A 21,916-nucleotide genomic window follows, 5' to 3' on the forward strand; every position below is an offset into this window, starting at 1 on the left:
CGCTGGGTGCTACGACATGGACTCACACGTAGGGTCGTTCAGGGGCCGCCTGAGTTTCGAGACATGGATGCGGTGCAAATCCTTGGATGCGCCCGGATGCGGCGAAGTTGCTGGTCTTCGCTATAGTTCGTGGTTATGGGGATTCTGATGGGGTCCGATGAGTTGCTTGCCGAGTTGGGCAGTGATGTTGTCAGTCTGGAACCTGAGCCGAGGGCCCTCACCGAACTCCGACTAATCCCGCAGAGGCACCTGTGACGCACACCGAACCATCGCCGCCTGAGACGAACAGCCAAAGCGTCTCCAAACCCCTCGGCGCGACCGATCCACGCGATTTGACGCTCCCCTTGTATGGGGCAACGTTTGGCCAGGCGATAACGCGGTTCTTCCGTAGTTACGCCCGGTTCTCTGGCCGCGCGTCTCGCAGTGAGTACTGGTGGGTGATGCTGATGCAAATGGTGGCCGCAGGCCTTCTTGTGTCGGGAGTGGCCCTCGGCACAGACAGCGCGCTCCAGCTTGCGTGCGTGACAGTGCTCATCGGATTCGTTCTGGTGTGGGCGATCGGGGCCTGGGCACTGACGGTCCGCAGGCTCCACGATGCCGACTTCTCGGGGTGGATGGCCTTGCTGGCGGTCTTGCCCTACGTAGGGTCCCTGATGCCGATTATCTTCGGCTTCTTGCCCTCAAAGCCGCGTGGAGAATGCTTCGACCGTCGTTGAAGACAGCGCGTGCTGGCTGTGGCAGCGGCTTTGACGACATCGCCGGATGCTGCCCTTCTGTATTGCATACGCACATCAGTAGTGACCAATGGTTTGGCTTAGCAAGGGGATTGTTCGATGGCGACTAGGCGGCAGTGGCAGGAGTTGATCGATGCGTTTGTCGTGGAAGCACGGCGATACGCTGAGTTCAGTGAGTATTTCGAGCTGACTTTGCCTCGGCCGGGTGCATCGGAGGCCGAGTTGGCTGAAGCCGAGCATCGTCTCGGGTATCGGTTGGATCCGGACTATCGCACCCTGTTGTCGATCGCGAACGGTTGGGACGGCTTCTTCTTTGTTGATCTGTTGGGCACTTCTGATCTCGGTCAAGGGGACCGGTCCGCAGATTGCCTTGAGACAGTCGAGGTCTTTGCCGACAACTGCACAGATTTCGCAGAGCGAAAGGGCGTGGGCGACGATTGGTCGGCATGTCTGCCCGTGCTCTACGACGACAACGGCTACAGCGGACAGACCTGCATGTTCATCTCCGACGGGCCCGGCCGCCAGCGAGCCGGCAGCCTCTTTTGTCTGGGTGAGGAGCCCGAGGATCTCTGGCCGGACCTGTACTCGTATCTGTCCGACGACCTGAGCGCCAAACGCAAAATGGTCGAATACGAGGTCCGCGGGCAGTGGTCCGATCCATGGGATCGCAACATCCGAACAGATCCACCGACACTGCCGAGCATCCTCGACAAGCTCGATGAGCAGCTGCGAGCCACCGGGCAACCGTTGATGACACGCCACCCCGGAGCCACAGAGACCGCGCTGCAGGCCACCAGCCAACACCTGACACATGCGTTGCATCCCGAGCATCGCGCTCTTCTTCACATCAGTGACGGCCTGGACCTGCCCGGCTTCGGGCACATCCTGTCCACCACAGAACTCGCGGATACAGCCCGCTGGCAAGAGCTTCTGGAGCTTGCCGTGCTCCATCAGCAAGATGCACTCGACCACCACAAGAAGACGGGAGTGATGCTGCCCGACGAACTCTATTCCGAGCCAGTCGCTGCACGGATCGGGCGGATTCCCGCTATACCGTTCGGTTACAGCATCATTCAGCGTGAAGTATTCGGCTATGAAGGCGTGTCCTACAACCTCTACGGGATAGACGTTCGTGACGGCAAGGTCCGCCACCTCATCCAGGACGCCGCGCCCACATCTCCCAACACATACCGCCCGGACAACGCCTGCACTGTGCAAAACCACCTCCTCAGATTCTGCGAAAAGTTGTGGACCACAAGCCAAAACACTCAAGTCCAAGGTCGGAAGACACGCTGACTACCGCAGCCCGATCACGTCCGCGCCCACCAACGCCGTAGCCCAAGCAGCGCAACGGGCGCGCGATAGAGGTGGGTGTGACGGAGAGCCCGTCGCCGAACCAGCCGGATTCGCCGTGCCTGCTCGGCTACGAATTCAGATTGCCGTACGGGTGCTGTGCGTGATGCCTTGTAGCGGTTCAGTCGGCGCGTAGTTGTTCCAGCATTCCGGGTCGGAGTTGGTCGGCGATCCGCGCCCATGGCACCACGATGGGGGCGTAGTCGCCGGCGGCGTGCGCGATGGGCACGTACACCTCCAGGCCGTGGGAGGTTGGTAGCCACGCATCGGCGAAGTGGGTACCCATGACTGTATCCACGCGTTTGGTGGGGTCCAGTTCGGGGAGCAGGCTGCGCAGGCGGTCCAGCGCGGAGGAGCGGTCGTGGTACAGGTCGTCGACGGTGATAGGGGTGGCCGTCGTGGTTGCGATCACCACGGTGCCCAGGCTGCGGTTAGGGTGCGCTGCGCCCTTGCCGTACCAGAGGAGCACGATCCGGCCCGCGACGGCACCGGCGCCGATCCGGGTCACCCCGCTGCGATAGCCGCCGAGGAGCTCGGTGTCGCTCACGCTGGTCTCTTCCGAGGCTAGGGGCATCCCGGCGCGCGAGGCCCTCATTGACTCGTTGAATCTTTTCGTGACGGCGGGGTCACCGCCCGATAGTGTCGGTATCGAAACCTTTTGTCCCTGCGGTGTTCCCGGGGTTGCGGTAAGCGACGGAATGTATCCGTGGGTGGGGGAGGCGAGGGCTCCTGTGGGCGTCGGGCTGATCCAGTGCGGCGATGATCCGGAAGCGACAGACGCAGTGGGAGAGGCCGCCGACGGCGATACCGAGCCAGGGGACGTTGCGGGAGTGGAACTCTGACCGCAAGCGACCGCCGCAAGGAGCGCTGCGGCGCTAGCTGCCGCCACGGCGATCCGCGGGCTCACAGGCGATTCTCAATGGCGGCGCGATACTCGCCGGATTCAGGCAACGGTGCGTACACGGGCCCCGCCAGTAGCTGTGCTCGGGCTTCGAGCAGCGGAGGATAGAGCCACCAGAACACACCCAGCCCGGCGAACAGAACGGCTGTATAGAAATCGACAAAGGTGGTTGGCTGGCCGAAAGCTGAATTCCCCAGCCGGAATAAGACATTGACAATCATGATCCCGATCAGGAACCTGCGCACCAAGGGTGTTGTGATGGCGAGTTGACGTCGAGCAGCGTTCTCGGCCAGGCGTGCAGCTTTACGCCGGATCGCGGGATCGGCCGGTATCGGCCCTAACAGGATGGCCTTGGATGCTTGCCGATACTGGGCTGGTGTGAGTCCGTCGAGCAGCTGGTGCAATTGGGGTGCTCTGGACCGTGAGGTCAGCGAGCACACGAGCCCGCCGACGAGTGCCACGACGGCGATGCCGATCCACCAGCCGAGCCATTGCCCCTGTTCGTTGCGGTTGATGACCGCCACAGGAACGCCCGCTGCGATGAAAATCATGGCCGCATACGCGAGCCACTGGATCCACCACCGGGCAAGCGCAAGTTTTATCCACACCAGCACAGTGTAAGCAGACAGCAAACCGGTGGATGTGGGAGGATGGCAAGGGTTGGGTGATACACCGCGAACTCGGTGCGGGGGAGGAGTCGGCATGAGAAGAGCAGGTAACGCCGTTCATTGTGTGGCCAGAGCATTCGCAACGGGATTGGTTGGTGTGGTCGCGTTCTCGCTGCTACAACTCGTCTCGCCATCGAATGCAGATGCGGCACCGCCGATTCCGGACATTGACTGGCTGATCGATGGCAGCGGCCCGCCGCCATCGAGCGTCGAAGACCTCAACGCAATACCCGAACTGTGGTTCAGCCCAGCAACCGGGCTCCTGTGTAGGGAGCGGACCGTCAAGATTGCGCATCAAGTGGCATGCGCAGGCGACCTACCGGGACAGCCGCCGGGAACACATGTCGTGACGTTGGACTCGGCCTACCAGTACGGACTTGGCCCGGCCCGGTTCGTCGCCAAAACTTCTGAAGAGTTCTTCGGTGTTACCGGTGGCACGGCGCCTATCGTGCCCGCGCCGGGTCACAAGATCGCGTTCTGGAACTTTTCGGCCACGGAGTCACTCATGTGCGGTGTGCCGGCATCAGCGGACCTGGTCTGCATACTCGAAGCTCCGCACGAAATCAGCTCTGAGGCAGGCCCCCCGGTGACTCACGGCTTCGTGATCGCGGCACCCAAAAGCTGGGCCTTCTAGATTCCGCGTATCGTATGAAGGAGTATTCCTAATGAGCGGTCGATCATTGCGTTATCAGAGTATTTGCACTGCAACGATATTCGCATTGGTTGGTGTGTGTGTTCTGTGCGCGTGTGGTCCGACTCCAGAAGAGATGCTCGCCGAGGAGCTCAATGACATCTATCGCGAGGTCGCACAAGCAGTGCAGAACCAGAATGTTCACGCGTACAACGTGTTAACTTGCACGCGACAGCATTGGGATGGGATCGATTCGATTAAGAGCAACTCTTCAGCCGATCTACCTGCAACTGGTGCTCTCACCGACGTATCGGTGCATGGCGATGCCGCACTGGCCGCACTCGTAACCCCGCCGGGGATAGCGCCCGAGCTGCCCGAGCGCTACCGCGTCGTGTTCCGTAAAGAGAATGAAGGCTGGAAGTACTGCAGCGGCAGCTATGCCGTGGGGATTGTGTCGGCGCACTCAAGTGGCCAGCGCTGATAGGGGGAATGAGACATGACGGTTCCTGAAGGCCAGTCAGTCTGGCTGCCTGGTTCGGAACTTGAGCGGAGTGGTTCTGCTGGGAAATTGGTGACGAGGCTCTCCATGCTGGCCACGGTCGTGGCGACGTTTCTGTTTGGAATGTACTGGGGCTTTTGGCGTGTCGCTGTGGTGTTCGTTGAGGCTCAGAGTCAAGCCAACGACGATCCTCGTGACTATCTGGACCAGATTCATACTGCCGGTCTCTGTGGAAACCTGTGCCGTTGGGTCGGCTCTCTTGTGGTGACCCTCGCTGTTGGGCTGGCGGTAGACGGTGTCGGGAAATCGCCGCCTGTACGCAAATTCCTGGCTCGCTATGCCTTGGTTGCGGCCGCAGCGGTCGCTCTAGGCTACGTCGCCGGATGGGGCTTCCAGATCGCCGCTGAGATGATCGGCGAATGAGCGCTCCCAAGGCGGTTCTGAAACCCTTTGGAAGCTGGACGTTTTGAGTACCAGATCAGCCGTCTTTACATTCGCGGCGTTCGCAGCGGGGATCGTGCTGAGCGTGCTGTTGTGGTTCGTGTTGTCGGCGGTGCTGTTCCAATTCTTCTGGTCCGAGGGCTTGTACTTGGGATTCTGGATCACCTTGGTTATCAGCGTGATACTTGCGATCGTGGCCGTGGCCCGCATGATTCGGTTTAAGGAAAAACTCTGCTACTGGCACGCCGTGTTGGCTGGTCTGTGTTCCCTAACATCGCTCGTGGCAGCCGATGTGGCAGTGGAGTTCGGCTTACAGACCCTGCACCGTTGAGCATCAACAGAATTATGTTGCCTTCCAGACGGATTGCCGAAATGTCGTGCGATGGTGCCTCATTGTGGTTCACATATGGTGTTAGGCGATGAGAGCGCTGGAGCCCGACTTCTACATGGCCTTGATGGCGGCTGTGATCGGAGGCGTATCCCTATTCGCAGAGCCTCGCGAAAGCACTGTCCAGAAGTGGCTTTACTGGGTAGTCGCTCCCGCGGTAGCCATCGTATGTATCTCGTTGGTTTTCAAGAGCGTGCTTGTCGGGTTGGGGCTTGGCGCGTTTGTGGTCCTCTTTCTTGCCATGGCGTATCTCCGCTACAAGCTCTAGTACCGCCGAGCGGTGACGGGCTAGCGTGCGTCACCAGATGTTAGTTCGCCTCCTAGTGCATACTTGTCCGTGAGCAAGGTACGGGTTCTGCGGCTTAGGCCCCACGATTCGTCTGACCCCGGTTGATGGCTACGGCGCGCCGGGGTTGCTCCGTCGGCTCACACCGGGCCCGTACCGCTGCATCATTCCTTCGAGCCACTGTCTCCCAACGGGATTGGCGGTATGGACGTACACACGCTCTGGCCAGCTGTTGCGTTCGGCGAGCCAGCGCACCACAGGCCGCGTCGTGCATTCGCCACCGAGATCAGCGCGTCAGCAGAGGTTTTCGCCCAAACCCAGCAGTCGGGAGCCTCACGCTCGTCGTTCACCCATAGCTTCATAAGCTGATCCTGCCGGGTGCCCGCCCAGACCAGTGCCGATTCTCCGCACTGCGCACGCGCACGTCGAGTAGGTCGATGATGGTTGGACACGGCTCCGCGTGTTCATAAGATCTTCGAAGTATCCAGGTACACATTTGATTTCGCGACGTAGAATGCATGAAACCCATGCGGCGCTTGAGGGCCTGAGCACCAGATCGAACGTTGGACGTGGAGTCGTGTGAGTATCGAGAAGCGTACGAGCTGGGAGACCTACGAGGACGTAGCCCGCTTGCTGTTGGACAAGATCGGCGATGCACTCGGCCTTGGGCTCGAAAGCATTGAGGGGAAACAGACACTTGTCGGCGCGTCGGGCACCAAATGGGAAATCGACGCCAAGGGCGTCAGTGCTGACGGTGAAGCGGTAGTCGTCATTGAATGTCGGCGGTACCCGAAGAGCAGTCTGAAGCAGAGCGACATGGCAGCGTTGGCCTGGACCATCAACGACCTCGGTGCGTCAGGCGGGATTGTTGTCACTCTCTCCCTGGACGCCGGCGGTTACGTCACCGAACACTTGGTGCGGGAGTACCCAGCTGATGCGCTCGCCGAGGTTGAGCGGCTGCATGCCTACGCCGGGATATGCAAAGTGCTCCGCAACCACATCCACGACCGGATCTTGCGCGTTGATCAGCATCCGGGACGCGGCTACGGCAGCGCGAAGAACATCGCCCTGAACCTCGACGCGATGCCGGAGCTGCTCCCCGGTGCCAGCCCGAAGTTGACACAGGCCCACTACGACAGCCTCGGTGTGGTGGCGCGCGGATCCAGCTGAGGTGTTCGGTACCCGGCACACTGTCGCCGATCTGGCGACGGCGGCTGTCACACTGATGAGTGCTGGCACTGGGCTGATCGAGGCGTTCACCGAGCTGATCTTGCGGAACAAGCCACTGGCGGCGTCGGCTCCGCATGCGATCCTCGGCTGCGTGCAGATGAAGCCCGGCGAGCCCGAGCCTCAGCCCGACGCGCGTGAGCTGTTCTACCGGTCGCTGTTCGCGTGGCCGGAGGTGTGACCGCTTCGCTAGCCGCTGTCCGGGTCCGCCATCTCATGCCTCGCCGAGTGCCGTCTGTCCGGGCATCCCATACTCGACCTGTCGCGAGGTGGCGAAGTCGAAGGTGACGGCGCGGCTTCCCGCCCATCAACGGCCCGCTAGTCGCGGCCACGCGGCGGTGACGGTCGGCTTCGCCTGCGAGGGATCATGGCGCGCGACGACGCACACGTTAACCAACTCGCCGGGTTCTATCGCCTCGATGGTGTTGCTCCACAGCGGGTAGTCGGCCTCGATCGGTTGCCCGGCATAGGGCTTGACACCAGAGTCTCCGATCCACACCCGCGGCCGGCACTGCTCGCCGGTCAGCTTTACGGCGTGCGCTGTCCCGTCGCCGTGGTTGGTGAGGCGCACTCACCCCAGCGGCATCCAGTCCATAGCGGTGAAGTTGCCTTCGTTCTTTCGCGTGACGCGCTCCATGTCCTCGACGAGTGCCGTCGACGAGGAGAGCCGCAGGTCCCGCAACACCACGAACTCGGCATCTGACCACCATCGCACCCCACGCACCCCACGCGGCCCAGCCACAGGCCAGAAGTCTACTTCTGCGCCTCCGTGCACACCGTGAACCGACGCACCGGATGAGCGAAACCACCTTGGCTACAGTTCAAGGTGTTATCTGTCGACATAATGATCGCTTCCACCCTCTCAGAGTCAGGCGTTGCACAATCAACCTTCCGGACGGGCTGGCCCTGTTTAACTATCAGGCAGCGATCTGGAGACCAGTCGTAGTCGAGACACGCCACATAGCGCTTAGTGACCGATGAGTAGGTTAGGTCTGCGTCATCGACACACTTTTCCTTTATAGATACGACTTGAATGACGCGGAACGCGCTTGTATCACCACATTGAACCTTGTTGAGTCGAGTCCTTCCTAGTTCCTGATCAAGATTAACGCAGTCCCGTTGCTTAAGCTCTGCTCCCGCCTTCTCTGTGACGATAGGAAACTCGTTCGGAATTTGCCCGGCGCGCATTGCAGACAGAATATCCGAAGGACTTGCTGGGGTTGGGTTCTGGGATGACAAGATCGTCAACGGAAATATTGCTACTAGGTATATAGCTGCAAATTTTGCTGTTTGATGAACGAGTTTGCGGTTACTTCCCATGCGAAAAGCGATCGCAGTGGCCAACAGGGTTAGTGCGGCTACTCCCCAAAGGAGTATATGGTATATTACTTCATTTTTTTGTGAGAGAAGCAGCAGAAATAGGACTCCGGCTATCGCGGTTAGAACGATCTTTAGAACATCGTTGCCGTCTATTTTGTTCTTTAGGTATCGTAGCTTGGCTTGTTGCCGTGAAATGCGGTAAGCGATGACCCCAGAGTAAAATAGCAGGAGTGTGAGTAACAGAAAGTATGCTATTGCCCAGATCACTTGAGCTATAAGTCCGATTGACACTGTTCAGTACCGGGCTATTTATGCTTGGCTTCTGAAGAATAGATCCTAAGCACAACAAGTGCGGTACCAATTAGGATGCAGTACGAGGCTATCTCAATAGGGATGGCGGCATATATCGACTTAACTGAGAATGCAGAGTAAAGGATGCCATCAGCCGCATCCGAGACGATTAGTGCGATTAATACCGAAATAGCGAAGGCCTTCTTATCGCGTTGGAAAGGGCCATGCACAAGTCTATGGCGCGCAAGGTAAACGAGCAAAGCGAAAGATACTAAAGCGCTCGCGACAAACCCTACCACCATCCAAGTAGGGAGTCCCGGCTTCTCGAAATTTAGAGATTTAAATACTGCATTTACCGCAAGCATGAGAATAACGTATACGGGCATTAATACTACAATTCTTCGGATGTTCATGGTCTACGTATCCCCTTAGCTATCGGCAGTTCCATGCGGATTTTATACCAGTCTTTATGGGGGATAGCACTATCCCCTTGACAAAGCCTCCCACAAAGCCCATCACGAAACCTCCAACTGCACCTCCGACACAACCGGCAGTTGTAACAACACATCCAACTACGGCGCCCTTGATGCCGTCCTTTACGGCTGACGTGAATCCATCCTTGACCATATTTTCACCGACGTTCTCTTTGAAATTCTGGCCAACACAGTCCCCGAAGTCCTTCTCATTTTCGGAGTCTTTGGGCGTTGTCGTTGACGTAGGTTCCGACGTTGCGGTTTGTGTGGGTACGGACGTTTGTGTGGGTACGGACGTTTGTGTGGGTACGGACGTTTGTGTGGGTACGGACGTTTGTGTGGGTACGGACGTTTGTGTGGGTACGGACGTTTGTGTGGGTACGGACGTTTGTGTGGGTACAGACGTTTGTGTGGGTTGACCGGTTTGTTGCTGTGGTGGCTGCTGACTAGGCGGCTGTTGCGGCGAATTCTGCTGCGGTGCCTGATAATTGGGATTGGGCTGAGCAGGACCTTGGGTGTATCCGGGATTGGTTTGATAGTCCGGGATCTGGGTCCCGTGAGCGGGCTGGTCCGAGCCTTGCTGGGGCTGTTGTCCGCCCTGCTGACCTGGAACCTGTTGCGCCCCAGGTGATCCGCTGTTGTAGATACTGATACCCGAGTTCTGATCCATCGGCGGCTGGCTGTTGCCGCCCTGATAATCGGGCATCGAGTTAGGCATCGAAGGCGGTTGAAATTGACTCCCGTTCATTCCGCCGTCGCCCCCCGGGCCACCGGTGGGGCCCGTCGGGTCCGCGGCGGCGGTCTGGACAGTGGAAAACCCAGCACCGGGCGCCGCGTAATCGCCGGCGACTTTCGCCCCACCTATTGCGAGCGTCACGATAGCCACCACCGCCGATGTTCGGCGCAAACCTGGTGACATGCGCCAACGATCACTCATAACCATGTGCAGAAGACCCTCCCGATAATTGCTACACGCCGCCTGCGCGTATAGCTGATGGGAGGATCATGACAGACATAATCTAGTTTTGTCCAGACGAAATGAAGATAAATATGTTTGCTACAACTCGGTCGCTCCCAGCGAGGTACGCCGGGTCAGTGAGTAACCGGCTGCCACCTGGCAATGCTATAACTGTCACGTCAGCCCCGGTGATGGGCCTACTCTCGGCTGATTATCGGGGTCCCGGGAGTCTTGGGCGCGCGCCGGGAGTTCGGCGCGGTGTTTTCCGGTGAGCTGATCGCTTTCCTGGGCCTGGCGCCATCGCAGCTCAGCCCGAGCCCCGGGGCGGGCCTGGCGCTGCACCGCAGCCATTCTGGTTGCGCACTGGCTTGGTGGCCCGGCGCTGATTGGCCAGCAGACTGTTTCCCGCGCCACCGGCGCTGGCGCTCGATAGCCTCCTGCTGCCGTTGCTCACGTTCGGCGCGGCACAAGCGCCTGCTCACGTTCCTGGCGACGCCGCTCGCCTTCGAGACGGGTCAGGCTCTGGCCACATCACGGCGCTCCACGACAGCGACGGCACCTATCCGCCGAAATGGCCTGCGGAACTGCCGATAGTGGTTGTACAGACAGTAAATTTTCGCTGGGGATGTGTCCATCCACCATCTGGACATCCTGCGGGCGATTCCGAGTTCAGGATGACGAAATGGGGCTTCTCCAATGGAAAATGTGGAATATCACTGCAGTCGGCCACGGTCGCGTTCCATGCTGTTTTCGCGGCCATCTTCACGCATTTGGAGGCTGTCCAATTATAGTCAAGGCAGAATGTGCTTTCATCACGTCCATTTTTTGAATAGTAGCGCTGATCTGCATCGCTGACACACTCGTTGCGCGATTTCGTTACCTGAATAATCTTGTAGTTAGCCTGAGGGGAAGTGCAGGGCACTGCATCGGCAACGGGACTATCTACCGTGTCGCCATGGAGATGTACGCAGGTGCCAACCAGTTTATCATTGCCGATTATCTGACCCGGGATATTGTCAAAGCTTGAGGTAATACTATTTCGTGGAGCCTCGGGAGACGAAGGGCCACTGGTGCACCCCTTGATAATCCCACCTACAACGAAGGCAATAATAACACCGAGCGCGACATAGATGTACTTTCGTTGGCGTTTCCCTAACCAGGATACCTGCGCAGAGCCCCAAGTAATAGTCGGAGTAACAAAAACGCCAATAAGAGCTAGCAGCCAAGAAAACAGCCGAACTATACCCGTACCGATATCAGGTCCTGCGGAATCTCTTAACGCAACGGTACTGGCCGTATCTAGGGTAAGCGACAGCACTAGTAATGCTAGTGAAACGCCATATGCCGCACGGTTCGCTTCGGCACGACGCAACCGATACACGTATCCAGTCACAAGTATTGCGATAGTTACGAATGCCCACCGCACCCATACGGCGTGAACCGATAGGCTTAAGCTGATAGCTCCGTAGCAGAGCAGTGCCGCCGCGAGGCGATATATAAAGTTCATAGGATATCTACTCTCGTCAACTCGGCTTTATTTGTGGGACTCTTCAACTGCGGAGTAATAGAGTCTCGCCTGGTTTCTGCATCCTACGCGCGATGGCCCACCCATTATTCCTGAGAGAGTGTTGCAGGCATTTATTAGATCCTCTTTAAAAGCAAGATTGCAACCATGGTATTTCAATCCTGGCCCATTTGGGTCTGCTTTATCGACTGAGTCATAACACATGTCATGTCTAGCGCACGAATAGGCAAAATCCACAGTGCCTGACCAGCCAGCGTATTGATCAGGGCTTGCTGCCGAGCAATAGTCGTGCCGGGCCTTGTCCTGGGGAGGGGTTGCCTTGCTGTCCGGGTCGTATATGTAACCGCATGGCATGGCAAACAGGTTGTCGGTGCTGACAGGGGTCTGCGGAGCGAACTTCGTGTCGCAGTTCCTGTCGTACTGTTTGGTGCGCTCGTCATCGCACTTTCTGCATTTTCCATCTCCGCTCGGAATCCTTGGGGCGAAGGATCGCGGCAGCGTCTGTCGGTAACTGGAAGGAGTAACTATGCCCAAAGCGGGCGTGCATTCATCGTCTCTGTTGGTCTGATCCAGGTTCTCGTCGCGTGGTTCTTCCTGCTTTTCATCGGGCTGCTGTGTTTGTGTCGGCGCCTCGCTTGGCTGTTGGCTCGGTGCCTGTGAGGGGCCCTGCTGCGGTTGTTGGCCTTGTGGTGATTGCTGCTGCGGCGCTTGGAAATCGGGATTGGGCTGCCCCGGGCCTTGCGTGTATCCAGGCGGGGTGCTGTAGTCGGGTGGTTGGGTGCCGTGGGCAGGTTGATCCCAGCTTTGTTGGGGCTGCTGTCCCGCTTGCTGCCCGACCTGTTGTGGTGCGTCTTGTGCGCCCGTGTTGTAGATGGAGATCCCGTTACTTTGATCAAGAGGCGGCTGATTGATGCCGCCCTGGTAGTCGGGTTGTTGCGGCGGCGATCCGGGGGGTTGGAATTGGCTTCCTCCGCCTGGAGGGCCGGTCATCCCACCGCCACCGGTAGGGCCGGTGGGATCGGCCGCCACGGTCGCTACCGTGGAAAATCCGCTGCCAGCCAGGGTGTGGTCGCTGGCCACCTTTGCGCCCCCGATTGCGAGTGTCATGATGGCGACAAATGCTGATGTTTGGCGCAAACCTGACGACATGCGCCAGCGGTCACTCATAGCCATATATGAAGGCCCCTCCCGTTCATTCCCCATATGCGCTGTGCGCGCGACAGATGCGGGAATCATGGCAGATAGGCTGCCGGTATGTCTAGACACCCGAGGCATTTAGCGATTTGCTGAAGGAGACGTCGGGCCGGGATTTCAACACTTCTCCTGCAAGTAACCGGCCACAACCTGGCAATATAATGAGCTAGGTGTCAGTGGCGAGGCCGGTCGAGCAACTGTGTAGCTCCGCGTGGCCCGATGCGGCAGTTTCTGGGCTAACTGCTGGGCATCTCAGTTTTGGTCGATGGGCAAGGCTATCTGCGCTGCCGAGCCAAGGTTGGGGTAGCCACAGCTGCATGGCTGATCTAACGGGCTGAAGGTGGTTGAGTGCCGAAGGTCTGTCAGGGCCTGGCTTGCCGATCCGCTGACAAGCGATATAGGAAGGTTCGTGTGGATCAGACGTCTGCACTCCAGATAGGGCGAGTTCAGGATCTTGTCTCCATGACCGGTGAACGCCACACCTGTTGCACTCACTGAGCGGACGGTCCACGCGATGCTTTTGCTTCCAGAGTGGTGGCCCCTGGGGGTTCGGCGAAAAATCCCGCGAAGTAGGACACGAATGGCGCCTTGTCATCCCGGCACATCGGGATTGTGCTGCAGGTGGCCGTCGGCCACCACCTCGGCGGCCTTCTGTGCCTCGTGCCTGTTGAAGAACCGGTTGTAGAAGTCCCAGAACGGTTGGCCTCCAGGCGTCTAATGTTTGGCCCATTGGATGTAGAAGCGCCGGAATTGCGCATGCGGATACAAGCCCGCCAGCGCCGGACAACGTCAGCGCCAGTGCGATTTGGTCACGGGCAGGGGTCTTTTCATCTCTCGTGCTCTGGCAACTGGCATTCACTGCCCAGACGGAGAGTTAGCGCTCTCGGGTTCGAAACCCTACGAGCCAAATGTTTTTTAGCCCCGTTGCGCTCAGTCCAAGTCAGCGAGAGCCTTGCGCGCGGCTTCGAGTTCGGCTTCGAGTGCGGCTACCTTGGCGGCCTGCTGGGAGCGCGCTTCCTCGATGACCGCGTCGATCGGGGTAGACAGATCCTCGTGCAGCTCCTTGGCCGCGCGTGAGACGGCGGCGGCGGCGATGGCGAGATTACGGGCCAGATATGAGCTGCCCTGCTTGAGCTCGGCGTGCCATTCGCCGTCGGCGGTACCGGTCACGGTGAGGGTCAGCTCGATAGTCTTGGTTCTCTTGCCTGTCGCCTTCTTGGCCGGTGCCTTCTGTGGCTTCTCTGCGGCGGACGTTTCAGAGATGGGCGCAACAGTGCTCGTGGGGACGTCGACGGGACTCATCGGGACGTCGGAGGTGTCAAAGTCGGTGTCCAATACGTCTGCTGTTGGAGTGTCTACAGTCATTGTCACGGTGAGCTCCTTTGAAATTCGCGCGCAGTGGGCGGGCAGTGACAGTCATTAGAACACATGTTCGATGTGCCGGGTCAATCTGACTCGCGCGTCATGGGCCCGCGGGGGATTGGGGGCGAAACCCTCGGCGGCTACCAACACTAGTTAGCAGGCAAACGACTCAACATTGCCTCCCAGCAACCATTCACTCGACTCGCTTTCGGTGCTTCAGCCGTCACCTCGGCGATCATCTGCCATCTTTCTGCAGATCTGACGTGCGTCGGTGGCCTAATCCTCTGGCGTAGCGTCAAGTCTGCTCCGATGTGTTCGCTATCGATGATCTTGAAATGTTTCCTGTAGCCATGCTCACACTCTTTTGCTCCAGCCCGCAGTGACCTCGGAAAAGTTCGCGATCTTGATCACGCAAACTGTGACGACTCGGTCTCAGTGTTGACAAGAGAGTGTCTCGGCCTTAGATTCTCCAGCATTGCCATGCAATGTATTTTCCCAGGAAGATGCAGTTGATGGCATTGCCTACGGATAGGCGGGCGTACGGGGGTCCGGCCCGATCGGGTTAGGACGGGACACGGAGGGGTTCGGTTCATGAAGTTGCCAAATCTGGCACGTCGAAGCTGTGTCGCTGCCATCGCAACGTCTGTGACTGTTGCGATGGGGCTGATGGTGGGCGTTTCTGACGCTGCCGCGGATCCGCAGGGGATGCCGGACCAGTACCAGCAGTTCGTGACGGATGACGGCTGGACCGTCGGGTTGACGCTGACCAACGAGGTCATTGATCACATCGACAACATCGCCGGTGCGAGCAACTCTTGGCAGGCGCGCGTTTCTTACCGTGCCGAGGCCACGATCACCGGTAACGGTGGTGCCGTGATCCAGGATGCGCAGCTGGAGACGGGGTATTTCGTGGGGTGCCGCACCGACTCCTCGTCGGGAGTTGAGCTGGGCGGTGACCTCGGTCTGACCTTGTCCCAGCAGGTCAATGGCCAGGTGTATGGCGGCGGCTACGGACAAGGTAGTCAGAGCGGTGGTGGCGGCGGTGGTTTCGGTGGTGCCTCGGCGGGCGGATCCTTGGGTGCCCAGGAGCACATCGGCGGCTACATGCGCGTGCTGCTCAAGCCGGGTGGCTTGGCTCAACTTCCGATGGACCGGATCAACTTCCGGAACATGCGGGCGGTCTCGCAGGTGCGTAACCAGAACGTCGAAGCCGACGGGTGCGGCGGCCAGGTGAAGATCCAGTCCTTCGCGACATTCCGGATCCGCACCGAGAACGGCAACGACACCCAGACCATCTACGGCGAGCCCAAGGATCTGTGATGACTACCCGTACTCGTGGTGCGGTACTGATGGCCGCGCTGGCATTCATGTTCTCAATCGTGATGGGTTCTGCGCCAAGAATTTTGGCGGATCCCATCCAGCCGCCACCCCCGAAGCCCATTCCGTATCCGGTGGCGCAGCCCGATGATCTGCCGCGAATTTCGCCGATTGGTGGCGCCCAGGTCAAAACCAACACTCCGCTGGGTCTTGGGCCAGGGACGGGTCGGCCGTTGGCGGCCGGCCGCGAACGTTCCAACGCCACCATCTCGCCATCACCCACCGATGGCACCCATCTGCCGACGGCGATCGCCGGTAAGGATGTCGTACTGCATCTGCCTCAGGAGCGAGAGCTCACGCCGGCGCAGTGGGGCGACGGTGGTTCGGCGACCTTTACCTCTCGCGACACCGATTACCGGATTTCGCCGTTCGCGGGTGGTGGTGTCGACGTGAACATCATCCGGCGCACCATCTTCACGCCGGAGAACTTCACCTTCGGCCTGCGGGTTCCGGAGGGGACTCACGTGCGTCAGGGCAGCAATGTGGTGTTGGTCGAGTCCGACGCCGCGCCGGGTCTGCCGGCCACGACGATCGCCACGTTGTCGGTGCCGGTGGCACGCGATGCGAAGGGCAACCCGGTGCAGGTGAACCCGGTGATCCACGGTGACTACATGTATCAGCAGTCCAACCTCGCGTTGGATCTCGGACCTGCCGACATCTTCGCGTTCCCCATCACGATCACGTTGTCGTATCGTGCGTCGTCGATCCCGGCCAGCGGTCAGCTGACCAGTGACTGGGATGGGCTGCCCGAGGGCGGTGGCCCGCCAGAGGCGAAGAAGGCGGCCCAAATTATTGGTGCGCCAGGCGATTATGTTGTCGACCCGGGTGGCGCTCACCGGCCGGGGAATGTTGATCCGGTGCTGTATGCCCAGCGGCATGCCGATCGGTGCCTGTCTGGTCCGAACGACTTCCGATCCGAGGACGGACGGACAGCTGATTTCTGGAGTTCGTGCCAGCGGCAGGCAATGTGCCTGGACGTCACGCCGGCGCAGATGTCAGTAGACGTGTGCAAGAACCAGGCATTCGCGAACATGTCGGCGCAGTGCACGGCCACGTTTGGACAGACCGGTCCCGACTACGAGGCGTGCCTGAATGTGGCCAACGGACATGCGGCCTGGTCCAAGGAGAACTTGCTGGGCGGCGGGCTATGCCAGCCAGCAGGTCCGGGTACCAACACCAGGTTCTTGCCCTCAAACAACAACCGTTATTGCAGTAGCTGATCGGTAGGGGAGGAAGGGGGCCACTGATGACTCCGATGAAGAAGGGATGCATTCCTGCCGGGCTGCGGCGAGCGCTAGCTGCCGTGGCGATTACTGCCGTGGCGATGTCGGGGTGGCATCTAAACACGAACTCCCCGCCGGTGATTGGTGTGATGGGTCTGCCGGGGGCCACTGCTGATCCGACGGGTCCTCCGGGGCCAACGGGTGGTCTGGAAAGCGGTGGCGGCTCGCAATTCCAGCCGCCGGGTCTGCCGCCGCAACAGTCGGACTATCAGGGTGGTATTAACCAACCTCCGCTGGACCAGAACAACGGAATTTCGATCTACAACACGGGCGCACAGGGTGCGCCTCAACAACCGGGCCAGCAGGGCGCACAACAAGCTGACCAGGGGCAGCAACCCCGCCATGGGAACCAGATCCCGAACTATCAGACTGCGACGCCTTACACGCAGGGACCTGGTAAGACGAATCCGGATTATCAGGCGCCACAACAGGGGAATCAGGGCCAACAACCCCAGCAAGGGCAGCAACAACAGCCGAGCCAGGTTCCTACGCAGACTCAGCAGCCGAGCAGGGCTCCGTCTCAAACGCTTACACCAACAAGTGCAACGCAGTCGCAGCCGTCGCCATCTGCATCGTCAACCGCGACTACACCGCCGACCTCATCGACGAAGCCAAAATCGGACAAGGACAGCCTGTTAAAGCTTGAGGACGATTTTGACGGCGTGAACAAGATTCTTGAAAAATCCAATCCTCTTCAGCGGGACCTCACTCAGCTTCGTCAGCAAAACTGGAAGATCAGGTTCTCAGGTCCAGGCGACGAGGCGGGATCATATACAAGCTATGGCGATCGGCCGGAAATTGTGATCGATAGCAGCGAAAAAGGACAGCCAACTGCAATTGCGCAGACCATATCGCATGAGGTCGGACACGCCATCTATGGTCCGCACTACGATGTGAGTTCGAAGACTGCCTATCTCAACGGCACCCTGGACAACGAGGGTGCTGCGACAATGGCTAATGTTCGAGATCAGCAGTTCATCTTGTCGCAGGGTGGTCCAGACATAGGTATTGCTGGAAATCAGGCCAATAGGTCCGATTACCTGGTTATTTATGACAATTACAAATATGGGTCCGTCACCTATGAGCAGGCGATAAGGCAGATTGGGCAGATATTTGGGACCAAGGAACATCCGTCGGGAGACCCAGCGCTTACGTACTCCCAATATTTTGGCGACTGGTATGATAAAGCCTTCCCGCCTGCCAAAAAGTAGAATAGTGAGAATTAGTGCGATGTTTCTACGAGCTATACCAATAGCAACATTGGCGTTCATGATGGCTGCGTGTGGAACGAGTTCAGCTAAGGAGCCGCCCTTGCCGGAGTCTGGCCTCTCATGGTGGGATTTGGTAAATAAGGTCGGAAGTCAAATACCTCTCACTGCAGAGAAGATTCGTGGGGCCTCAGGAATCGAGCTTTCGGCAGAGGACTCGATCACTTGGATGAATGGTCCGTCCAAGCTCGCTGATGACGTAAACATTATTCGTGGCGAGCTGCGCACCGGGGACAATGGTTGGTCGAAGTACAGCTACTACGCGATAGATCTTGGTGGAAGATGTATTTCGCTCGACGAAGTCAAGGCACATTTCCCTGACGTGCACGTAACGGCAGGGCCAACGGGACACTCGCGAGACGAGAAAACGGTCTATACTTCCGTGCAGTCTTGGGGCATCACTCACCTTGGCTTCCGTGAGAAGAATCCCAATTGCATGACGGACATCACCATCCGATCCGAACCAATCCGCTAACGCGTGCTGCGATAACTCCGACAGATCATTTGGCTAGGGAAATAGCGCGGGTGCACCGTATTCGAAGGGTGGCCCGTTTCCGGGGAGGTTTGTTGGATTTTGGCTACACGAAAGTCCGTAACCTCTGTAGAACGGTGTGTCCAGGCGATTAGGCTGAGTCGGTGACTAGGGCAACTCGATGGATGTTGGCAGTGGCGTGCGCTGCGACGATGCTGGTATCGGGATGCACGGTGACCGTCGGCGGTGACGCCATAGCCACTCCCGGCGAAGAGGGCAAGCGGCTTACCAACCCTAAGTGCAGCTCGGTGACGGTTCCGCTCTTGGAAATGCCGCCGGATGACGACTCCGAGCCGCGCGTCGAGGTTCCGCAGCCCTCGGGCTGGGAACGCATCAAGCGGTTCGAAAGCGGTGTGGTGCGTGTCTACTTGGCGGCTCCAGAACTCCGGGCCAACGGGTTTGTTCCGAACGCGACGGTCGCCATGGCCGACTTGACGGGCAAGGTGTCGAGCGAGGACGCCGCGTTCGCCGCCGAGCGTGACGGCTTGGAGATGTTCGGCATTACAGATCTTGTTGAAGCGTCGGGCACCATCTGCGGGTATCCGTCGAAGACGTTGACCTACAACATGGGACTGGGAAAAATCCCTGTTCACCGGGTCACCACCACCATTGTAGTGGTGAAGAATGGCAGCAAGGTGTTCACCGTTGGGGTATCGGTACAGGCGTTGGATGACACCGTGCGGGGTTTCGACAGCGCTCGTGAAACCATCCTTGCGGGGCTGCAGGTCAGTCCGCCGGCAACATCCTGATATCGGTTGCCGGAGTGGCCCATTGGGCGTCGACAATGGTGGTGTGTTCCGGTAGCGGTGGGCGGAAGCTCTTGTCTTCCGCCATACGGTCGGCAACACTGGCGTGAATCCAGGCGCCGTCAGGGATGTGTCGGCGGCGGAAAATTAACAGCGCCCAGAACCAGTTGACCCGATGAATCTTGCCCATGGCATAGGTGGGTTCAACCGAGCAATACCGTTGGTATTTCTCAGTATTGACTAACAAGCCATGTTCGGCGGCACCCTCGATCACCCACTTGAGTGCGATATCGGAGAGTCTGTCGTCATCGGCGTAGTCGCCGCCGATATCGGAATGGATGCCGGCGAACCACGCTTCGTCGACGGGCCGTTCATCGCCCAAGGATTTGATGAGGTACTCGCGGTAGGGTCGGCGTTTTTCGTCGATAGACACCGCGTGCCGTCCGGCCTGTGCGTTGGGAACACTTGGTGCATAAGGCCATTGCATGTTGCGTTTGAAGATGCCGGGCGCGCTGACGGTATCCCACAGGCCCAGATACGTGATAGGGATGGCGAACTTGCCATCCTCGCGACGAGCGAGGGTTCGTGAAAACGAATGCAGCTGGTCCCAGCGCTCCGGAGACCAACTTGCACACGACCGGGCGTACAGGCTCACCGCATAGGGCACGAGGTTTTGCGAGCCCGGACGCAGCATGCCGACCGAGTTGAGAAGCCCGGCAAGGCCTCTCGCGCAAAACGCACCGCGGCTGAATCCGAAGATGAAAATGCGGTCTCCGGGCTGCCACCGTTCGATCAGATAGGTGTAGGCCCGAGCCAGTTTGGCGCGCAAGCCAATCCCGAATGCGAAACCCAGTATTCGGGCGACGAATTGACCTGCTGGGGCATAGGTGCCGATGGCCGGATCGGTGCCGACGCCGGGGTCGTAGTACGAGATCTGACGGTCGGTCTGATCGTGGATCACCATGTCATAGCCGCGCACGACGTTTGTGTTCCCGGCGGCGCGAATCTGGTTACCCGTGCCGTCGAAGCAGATGACGATGTTCTTGCCCATCGTCATCTGGCGTTAGTCCTCGCCGTCGTATGGCTTCGGGTCGTACGGCGATGCGTGCGGATTCTGGTAGTCGACATGCTCCTCGTTCCACACACCAATGACGGCGGGGGACACCTTCGGCAGTGGGCCGACAAGTTCGTTGCCGTTGTCGAGGCTCACGAGGAACTCAGGGGTGAAGTGCTGGTCCTCGTCCTCCTGGTGATGCTGGCCCGCAGCCCCCGCTGTCATCATGGTCGGCGGCTGGGCAATTCCCATGCCCGACATCGGCGAAGCGGTCGGCGCGGCCGAAAGCCCCATGCCAGCACCCGCGGTGTAGGAGCCCGCGATGATCGGTCCGGCGGCGAGGGGAGTGAGATCCGCGTTCTGATCCTTGTCTTTTTCGTCCTTGTTGGTGGTCGGCTTGCCCCACCGGCCGATGCCGTAGGTGCCTGGGACTGATCCAGTGTTAGGGCCGGTCGCGGTGGTACTTCCACCCGAGGATGGTCTGGTGCCGGCCCCGGCGCCCGCTCCGGCAGCAGCGGACGCTGCGGCCGCTGGGCCACCAGCGCCAGCTCCCGAACCACCACCCGCCGCACCTGCGGCGGCCGCGGCAGCACCTGCGGCGCCGGACCCGCCAGAGGCGGATGCCTGTGCCGGATCTGCCAGAGCCGCGGCTGCAGCCGCACGGACCGCGGCCTCGTCGATCGGCTTGATCTTGTCGGGCTGGATGTCCTTGCCGCCACCCCAGTTCGAAGCAGCATTGGTGATTGCGCTTACCGCGGAAGCGTCCCCGAATTGTGGTGCCGCTGGGAGGGCCGGGAGTCCGGACCCCGCCTGCTGCGAAACGGGGGACCAGACGTTTCGCATGATCATGCGGGCTTCATCTTGCTTCTGCTGAGCCAGCGCTTGTTGGGCGTAGTGCTGCTCGTAATCCGCCCGGGTGTTTCCTTTGAGTTCTTGTACTTGGACGACGTCGGGCATGAGGCTCTTGATCTGCGTCATCGCCGTCTCGACTTCGGAGGGCTTGGTGGCCATGAGCGACAGTCCGTCACTGATCTTTTCGGCGTGACTCTTGTAGTCGGAGATGCCTTGTTTGGCTGCGTCTGCTCCTTCTCCGGTCCATTGCGCGCCTACAGCGGTATCAAAGGTCCGCTTGAAATCGTCCAACGCCTTGCTGAAACCGGTAGCCAGCTTTGCCCAGTCTTCAGAGGCATGGATCGCCTTAGCGGGTTCGAATGCGTCAGATGCAGCCTTGATATCCGTGTGAGACCAACCGCCGAAATCCTCTGTTGGAACTCCGACGGACTCGGTTCCGCCATCGATGTTTGAGCCATGCTGGCGCTGCTTCGCGTAGACGACTTCACGTTCGCGGTTGCCCCTGGTCCAGCCGTCTTCTTCTCCAGTCATGGCCCCTCCTTAGTGTCGTAGC

24 protein-coding genes and 1 pseudogene are annotated in these 21,916 nt (G+C 59.3%); 13 read left to right on the forward strand and 12 right to left on the reverse strand.

From position 1 onward, the window contains the following. Positions 1 to 251: 251 nt before the first annotated feature. Together DSM43276_RS23935 and DSM43276_RS08355 are read left to right on the forward strand one after the other, a co-directional pair. The gene (locus tag DSM43276_RS23935; RefSeq protein WP_078329305.1) at positions 252 to 716 is read left to right on the forward strand and encodes a DUF805 domain-containing protein; all 465 of its coding nucleotides are present in this window, start codon (positions 252 to 254) and stop codon (positions 714 to 716) included. 117 nt (positions 717 to 833) lie between these two features. Beyond that, positions 834 to 2,030: an SMI1/KNR4 family protein gene (locus DSM43276_RS08355; protein ID WP_078329304.1), complete on the forward strand. Its 1,197-nt coding sequence runs from the start codon at positions 834 to 836 to the stop codon at positions 2,028 to 2,030. A gap of 178 nt (positions 2,031 to 2,208) precedes the next feature. On the opposite strand, the gene DSM43276_RS08360 is transcribed toward DSM43276_RS08355, so the two are convergent. Together DSM43276_RS08360 and DSM43276_RS08370 are read right to left on the reverse strand one after the other, a co-directional pair. Then, positions 2,209 to 2,634 (reverse strand): hypothetical protein, encoded by a 426-nt coding sequence (locus DSM43276_RS08360; RefSeq protein WP_078329303.1) that lies wholly within the window; start codon positions 2,632 to 2,634, stop codon positions 2,209 to 2,211. Positions 2,635 to 2,990: 356 nt separating this feature from the next. Beyond that, the gene (locus DSM43276_RS08370) at positions 2,991 to 3,596 is read right to left on the reverse strand and encodes a hypothetical protein (RefSeq protein WP_234803006.1); all 606 of its coding nucleotides are present in this window, start codon (positions 3,594 to 3,596) and stop codon (positions 2,991 to 2,993) included. A gap of 94 nt (positions 3,597 to 3,690) precedes the next feature. Here DSM43276_RS08370 and DSM43276_RS08375 point away from each other — a divergent pair, with 94 nt between their 5' ends. The 5 genes from DSM43276_RS08375 to DSM43276_RS23990 all read left to right on the forward strand — a co-directional run bounded on the left by DSM43276_RS08375 (position 3,691) and on the right by DSM43276_RS23990 (position 5,883). After that, positions 3,691 to 4,290, forward strand: coding sequence for a hypothetical protein (locus DSM43276_RS08375; RefSeq protein ID WP_078329301.1), 600 nt, complete (start codon positions 3,691 to 3,693; stop codon positions 4,288 to 4,290). 31 nt (positions 4,291 to 4,321) lie between these two features. Further along, positions 4,322 to 4,768: a hypothetical protein gene (locus DSM43276_RS08380; RefSeq protein ID WP_078329300.1), complete on the forward strand. Its 447-nt coding sequence runs from the start codon at positions 4,322 to 4,324 to the stop codon at positions 4,766 to 4,768. A 15-nt stretch (positions 4,769 to 4,783) separates the two neighbouring features. Beyond that, positions 4,784 to 5,209: a hypothetical protein gene (locus DSM43276_RS08385; RefSeq protein ID WP_078329299.1), complete on the forward strand. Its 426-nt coding sequence runs from the start codon at positions 4,784 to 4,786 to the stop codon at positions 5,207 to 5,209. A 43-nt stretch (positions 5,210 to 5,252) separates the two neighbouring features. Continuing rightward, positions 5,253 to 5,558, forward strand: coding sequence for a hypothetical protein (locus DSM43276_RS08390; protein ID WP_078329298.1), 306 nt, complete (start codon positions 5,253 to 5,255; stop codon positions 5,556 to 5,558). Between the two features lie 88 nt (positions 5,559 to 5,646). Then, positions 5,647 to 5,883 (forward strand): hypothetical protein, encoded by a 237-nt coding sequence (locus DSM43276_RS23990; protein ID WP_078329297.1) that lies wholly within the window; start codon positions 5,647 to 5,649, stop codon positions 5,881 to 5,883. A 129-nt stretch (positions 5,884 to 6,012) separates the two neighbouring features. Here DSM43276_RS23990 and DSM43276_RS23995 read toward each other — a convergent pair whose 3' ends face one another. Further along, entirely contained in the window at positions 6,013 to 6,159 is a 147-nt protein-coding gene (locus DSM43276_RS23995) for a cyclic-phosphate processing receiver domain-containing protein (protein WP_337678160.1), read from the reverse strand. A gap of 321 nt (positions 6,160 to 6,480) precedes the next feature. On the opposite strand from DSM43276_RS23995, the gene DSM43276_RS08405 reads away from it, so the two are divergent. Both DSM43276_RS08405 and DSM43276_RS08410 read left to right on the forward strand, forming a co-directional pair. Then, the gene (locus DSM43276_RS08405) at positions 6,481 to 7,071 is read left to right on the forward strand and encodes a hypothetical protein (RefSeq protein ID WP_078329296.1); all 591 of its coding nucleotides are present in this window, start codon (positions 6,481 to 6,483) and stop codon (positions 7,069 to 7,071) included. 55 nt (positions 7,072 to 7,126) lie between these two features. After that, positions 7,127 to 7,309, forward strand: coding sequence for a hypothetical protein (locus DSM43276_RS08410; protein WP_136629010.1), 183 nt, complete (start codon positions 7,127 to 7,129; stop codon positions 7,307 to 7,309). Between the two features lie 126 nt (positions 7,310 to 7,435). Here the strand turns inward: DSM43276_RS08410 and DSM43276_RS08415 are convergent, their stop codons facing one another. The 7 genes and pseudogenes from DSM43276_RS08415 to DSM43276_RS08440 all read right to left on the reverse strand — a co-directional run bounded on the left by DSM43276_RS08415 (position 7,436) and on the right by DSM43276_RS08440 (position 14,260). Next, positions 7,436 to 7,699, reverse strand: coding sequence for a hypothetical protein (locus DSM43276_RS08415; RefSeq protein ID WP_078329294.1), 264 nt, complete (start codon positions 7,697 to 7,699; stop codon positions 7,436 to 7,438). Then, entirely contained in the window at positions 7,700 to 7,870 is a 171-nt protein-coding gene (locus DSM43276_RS23540; RefSeq protein ID WP_157896028.1) for a hypothetical protein, read from the reverse strand. It lies immediately after the preceding gene. A gap of 11 nt (positions 7,871 to 7,881) precedes the next feature. Further along, the gene (locus DSM43276_RS24080) at positions 7,882 to 8,448 is read right to left on the reverse strand and encodes an LppU/SCO3897 family protein (protein ID WP_420359332.1); all 567 of its coding nucleotides are present in this window, start codon (positions 8,446 to 8,448) and stop codon (positions 7,882 to 7,884) included. 1,134 nt (positions 8,449 to 9,582) lie between these two features. Continuing rightward, a pseudogene (locus DSM43276_RS23795) lies at positions 9,583 to 10,155 on the reverse strand (hypothetical protein); the annotation flags it as partial. Between the two features lie 574 nt (positions 10,156 to 10,729). Then, positions 10,730 to 11,563, reverse strand: a complete 834-nt coding sequence (locus DSM43276_RS08430; protein WP_136629012.1) for an LppU/SCO3897 family protein — start codon at positions 11,561 to 11,563, stop codon at positions 10,730 to 10,732. A gap of 141 nt (positions 11,564 to 11,704) precedes the next feature. Further along, positions 11,705 to 12,868: a phospholipase A2 gene (locus DSM43276_RS08435; RefSeq protein ID WP_078329287.1), complete on the reverse strand. Its 1,164-nt coding sequence runs from the start codon at positions 12,866 to 12,868 to the stop codon at positions 11,705 to 11,707. A 951-nt stretch (positions 12,869 to 13,819) separates the two neighbouring features. Next, positions 13,820 to 14,260 carry a DUF6319 family protein gene (locus DSM43276_RS08440; RefSeq protein WP_078329286.1) on the reverse strand — a complete coding sequence of 147 codons (441 nt, stop codon included), beginning with the start codon at positions 14,258 to 14,260 and terminating at the stop codon, positions 13,820 to 13,822. Positions 14,261 to 14,842: 582 nt separating this feature from the next. Here DSM43276_RS08440 and DSM43276_RS08445 point away from each other — a divergent pair. The 4 genes from DSM43276_RS08445 (at position 14,843) to DSM43276_RS08460 (ending at position 19,460) form a co-directional block, all read left to right on the forward strand. Further along, positions 14,843 to 15,571 (forward strand): MspA family porin, encoded by a 729-nt coding sequence (locus DSM43276_RS08445; RefSeq protein ID WP_078329285.1) that lies wholly within the window; start codon positions 14,843 to 14,845, stop codon positions 15,569 to 15,571. Beyond that, the gene (locus DSM43276_RS08450) at positions 15,571 to 16,848 is read left to right on the forward strand and encodes a protein kinase family protein (protein WP_078329292.1); all 1,278 of its coding nucleotides are present in this window, start codon (positions 15,571 to 15,573) and stop codon (positions 16,846 to 16,848) included. Before DSM43276_RS08445 ends, DSM43276_RS08450 begins: the two co-directional genes overlap by 1 nt. A gap of 26 nt (positions 16,849 to 16,874) precedes the next feature. Further along, positions 16,875 to 18,122: a hypothetical protein gene (locus DSM43276_RS08455; protein WP_136629015.1), complete on the forward strand. Its 1,248-nt coding sequence runs from the start codon at positions 16,875 to 16,877 to the stop codon at positions 18,120 to 18,122. Positions 18,123 to 18,863: 741 nt separating this feature from the next. Continuing rightward, complete coding sequence (locus tag DSM43276_RS08460) at positions 18,864 to 19,460, forward strand: LpqN/LpqT family lipoprotein (protein WP_078329283.1); 597 nt, start codon at positions 18,864 to 18,866, stop codon at positions 19,458 to 19,460. On the opposite strand, the gene DSM43276_RS08465 is transcribed toward DSM43276_RS08460, so the two are convergent. Further along, positions 19,438 to 20,508, reverse strand: coding sequence for a DUF2235 domain-containing protein (locus DSM43276_RS08465; RefSeq protein WP_078329291.1), 1,071 nt, complete (start codon positions 20,506 to 20,508; stop codon positions 19,438 to 19,440). The two genes, DSM43276_RS08460 and DSM43276_RS08465, sit on opposite strands and share 23 nt — an antisense overlap. A 12-nt stretch (positions 20,509 to 20,520) precedes the next feature. Then, positions 20,521 to 21,894: a hypothetical protein gene (locus tag DSM43276_RS08470; protein ID WP_078329282.1), complete on the reverse strand. Its 1,374-nt coding sequence runs from the start codon at positions 21,892 to 21,894 to the stop codon at positions 20,521 to 20,523. Between the last annotated feature and the right edge of the window lie 22 nt (positions 21,895 to 21,916).

Origin of the sequence: Mycobacteroides salmoniphilum, from assembly GCF_004924335.1 — a bacterium.
Classification (GTDB): Bacteria; Actinomycetota; Actinomycetes; order Mycobacteriales; family Mycobacteriaceae; genus Mycobacterium; species Mycobacterium salmoniphilum.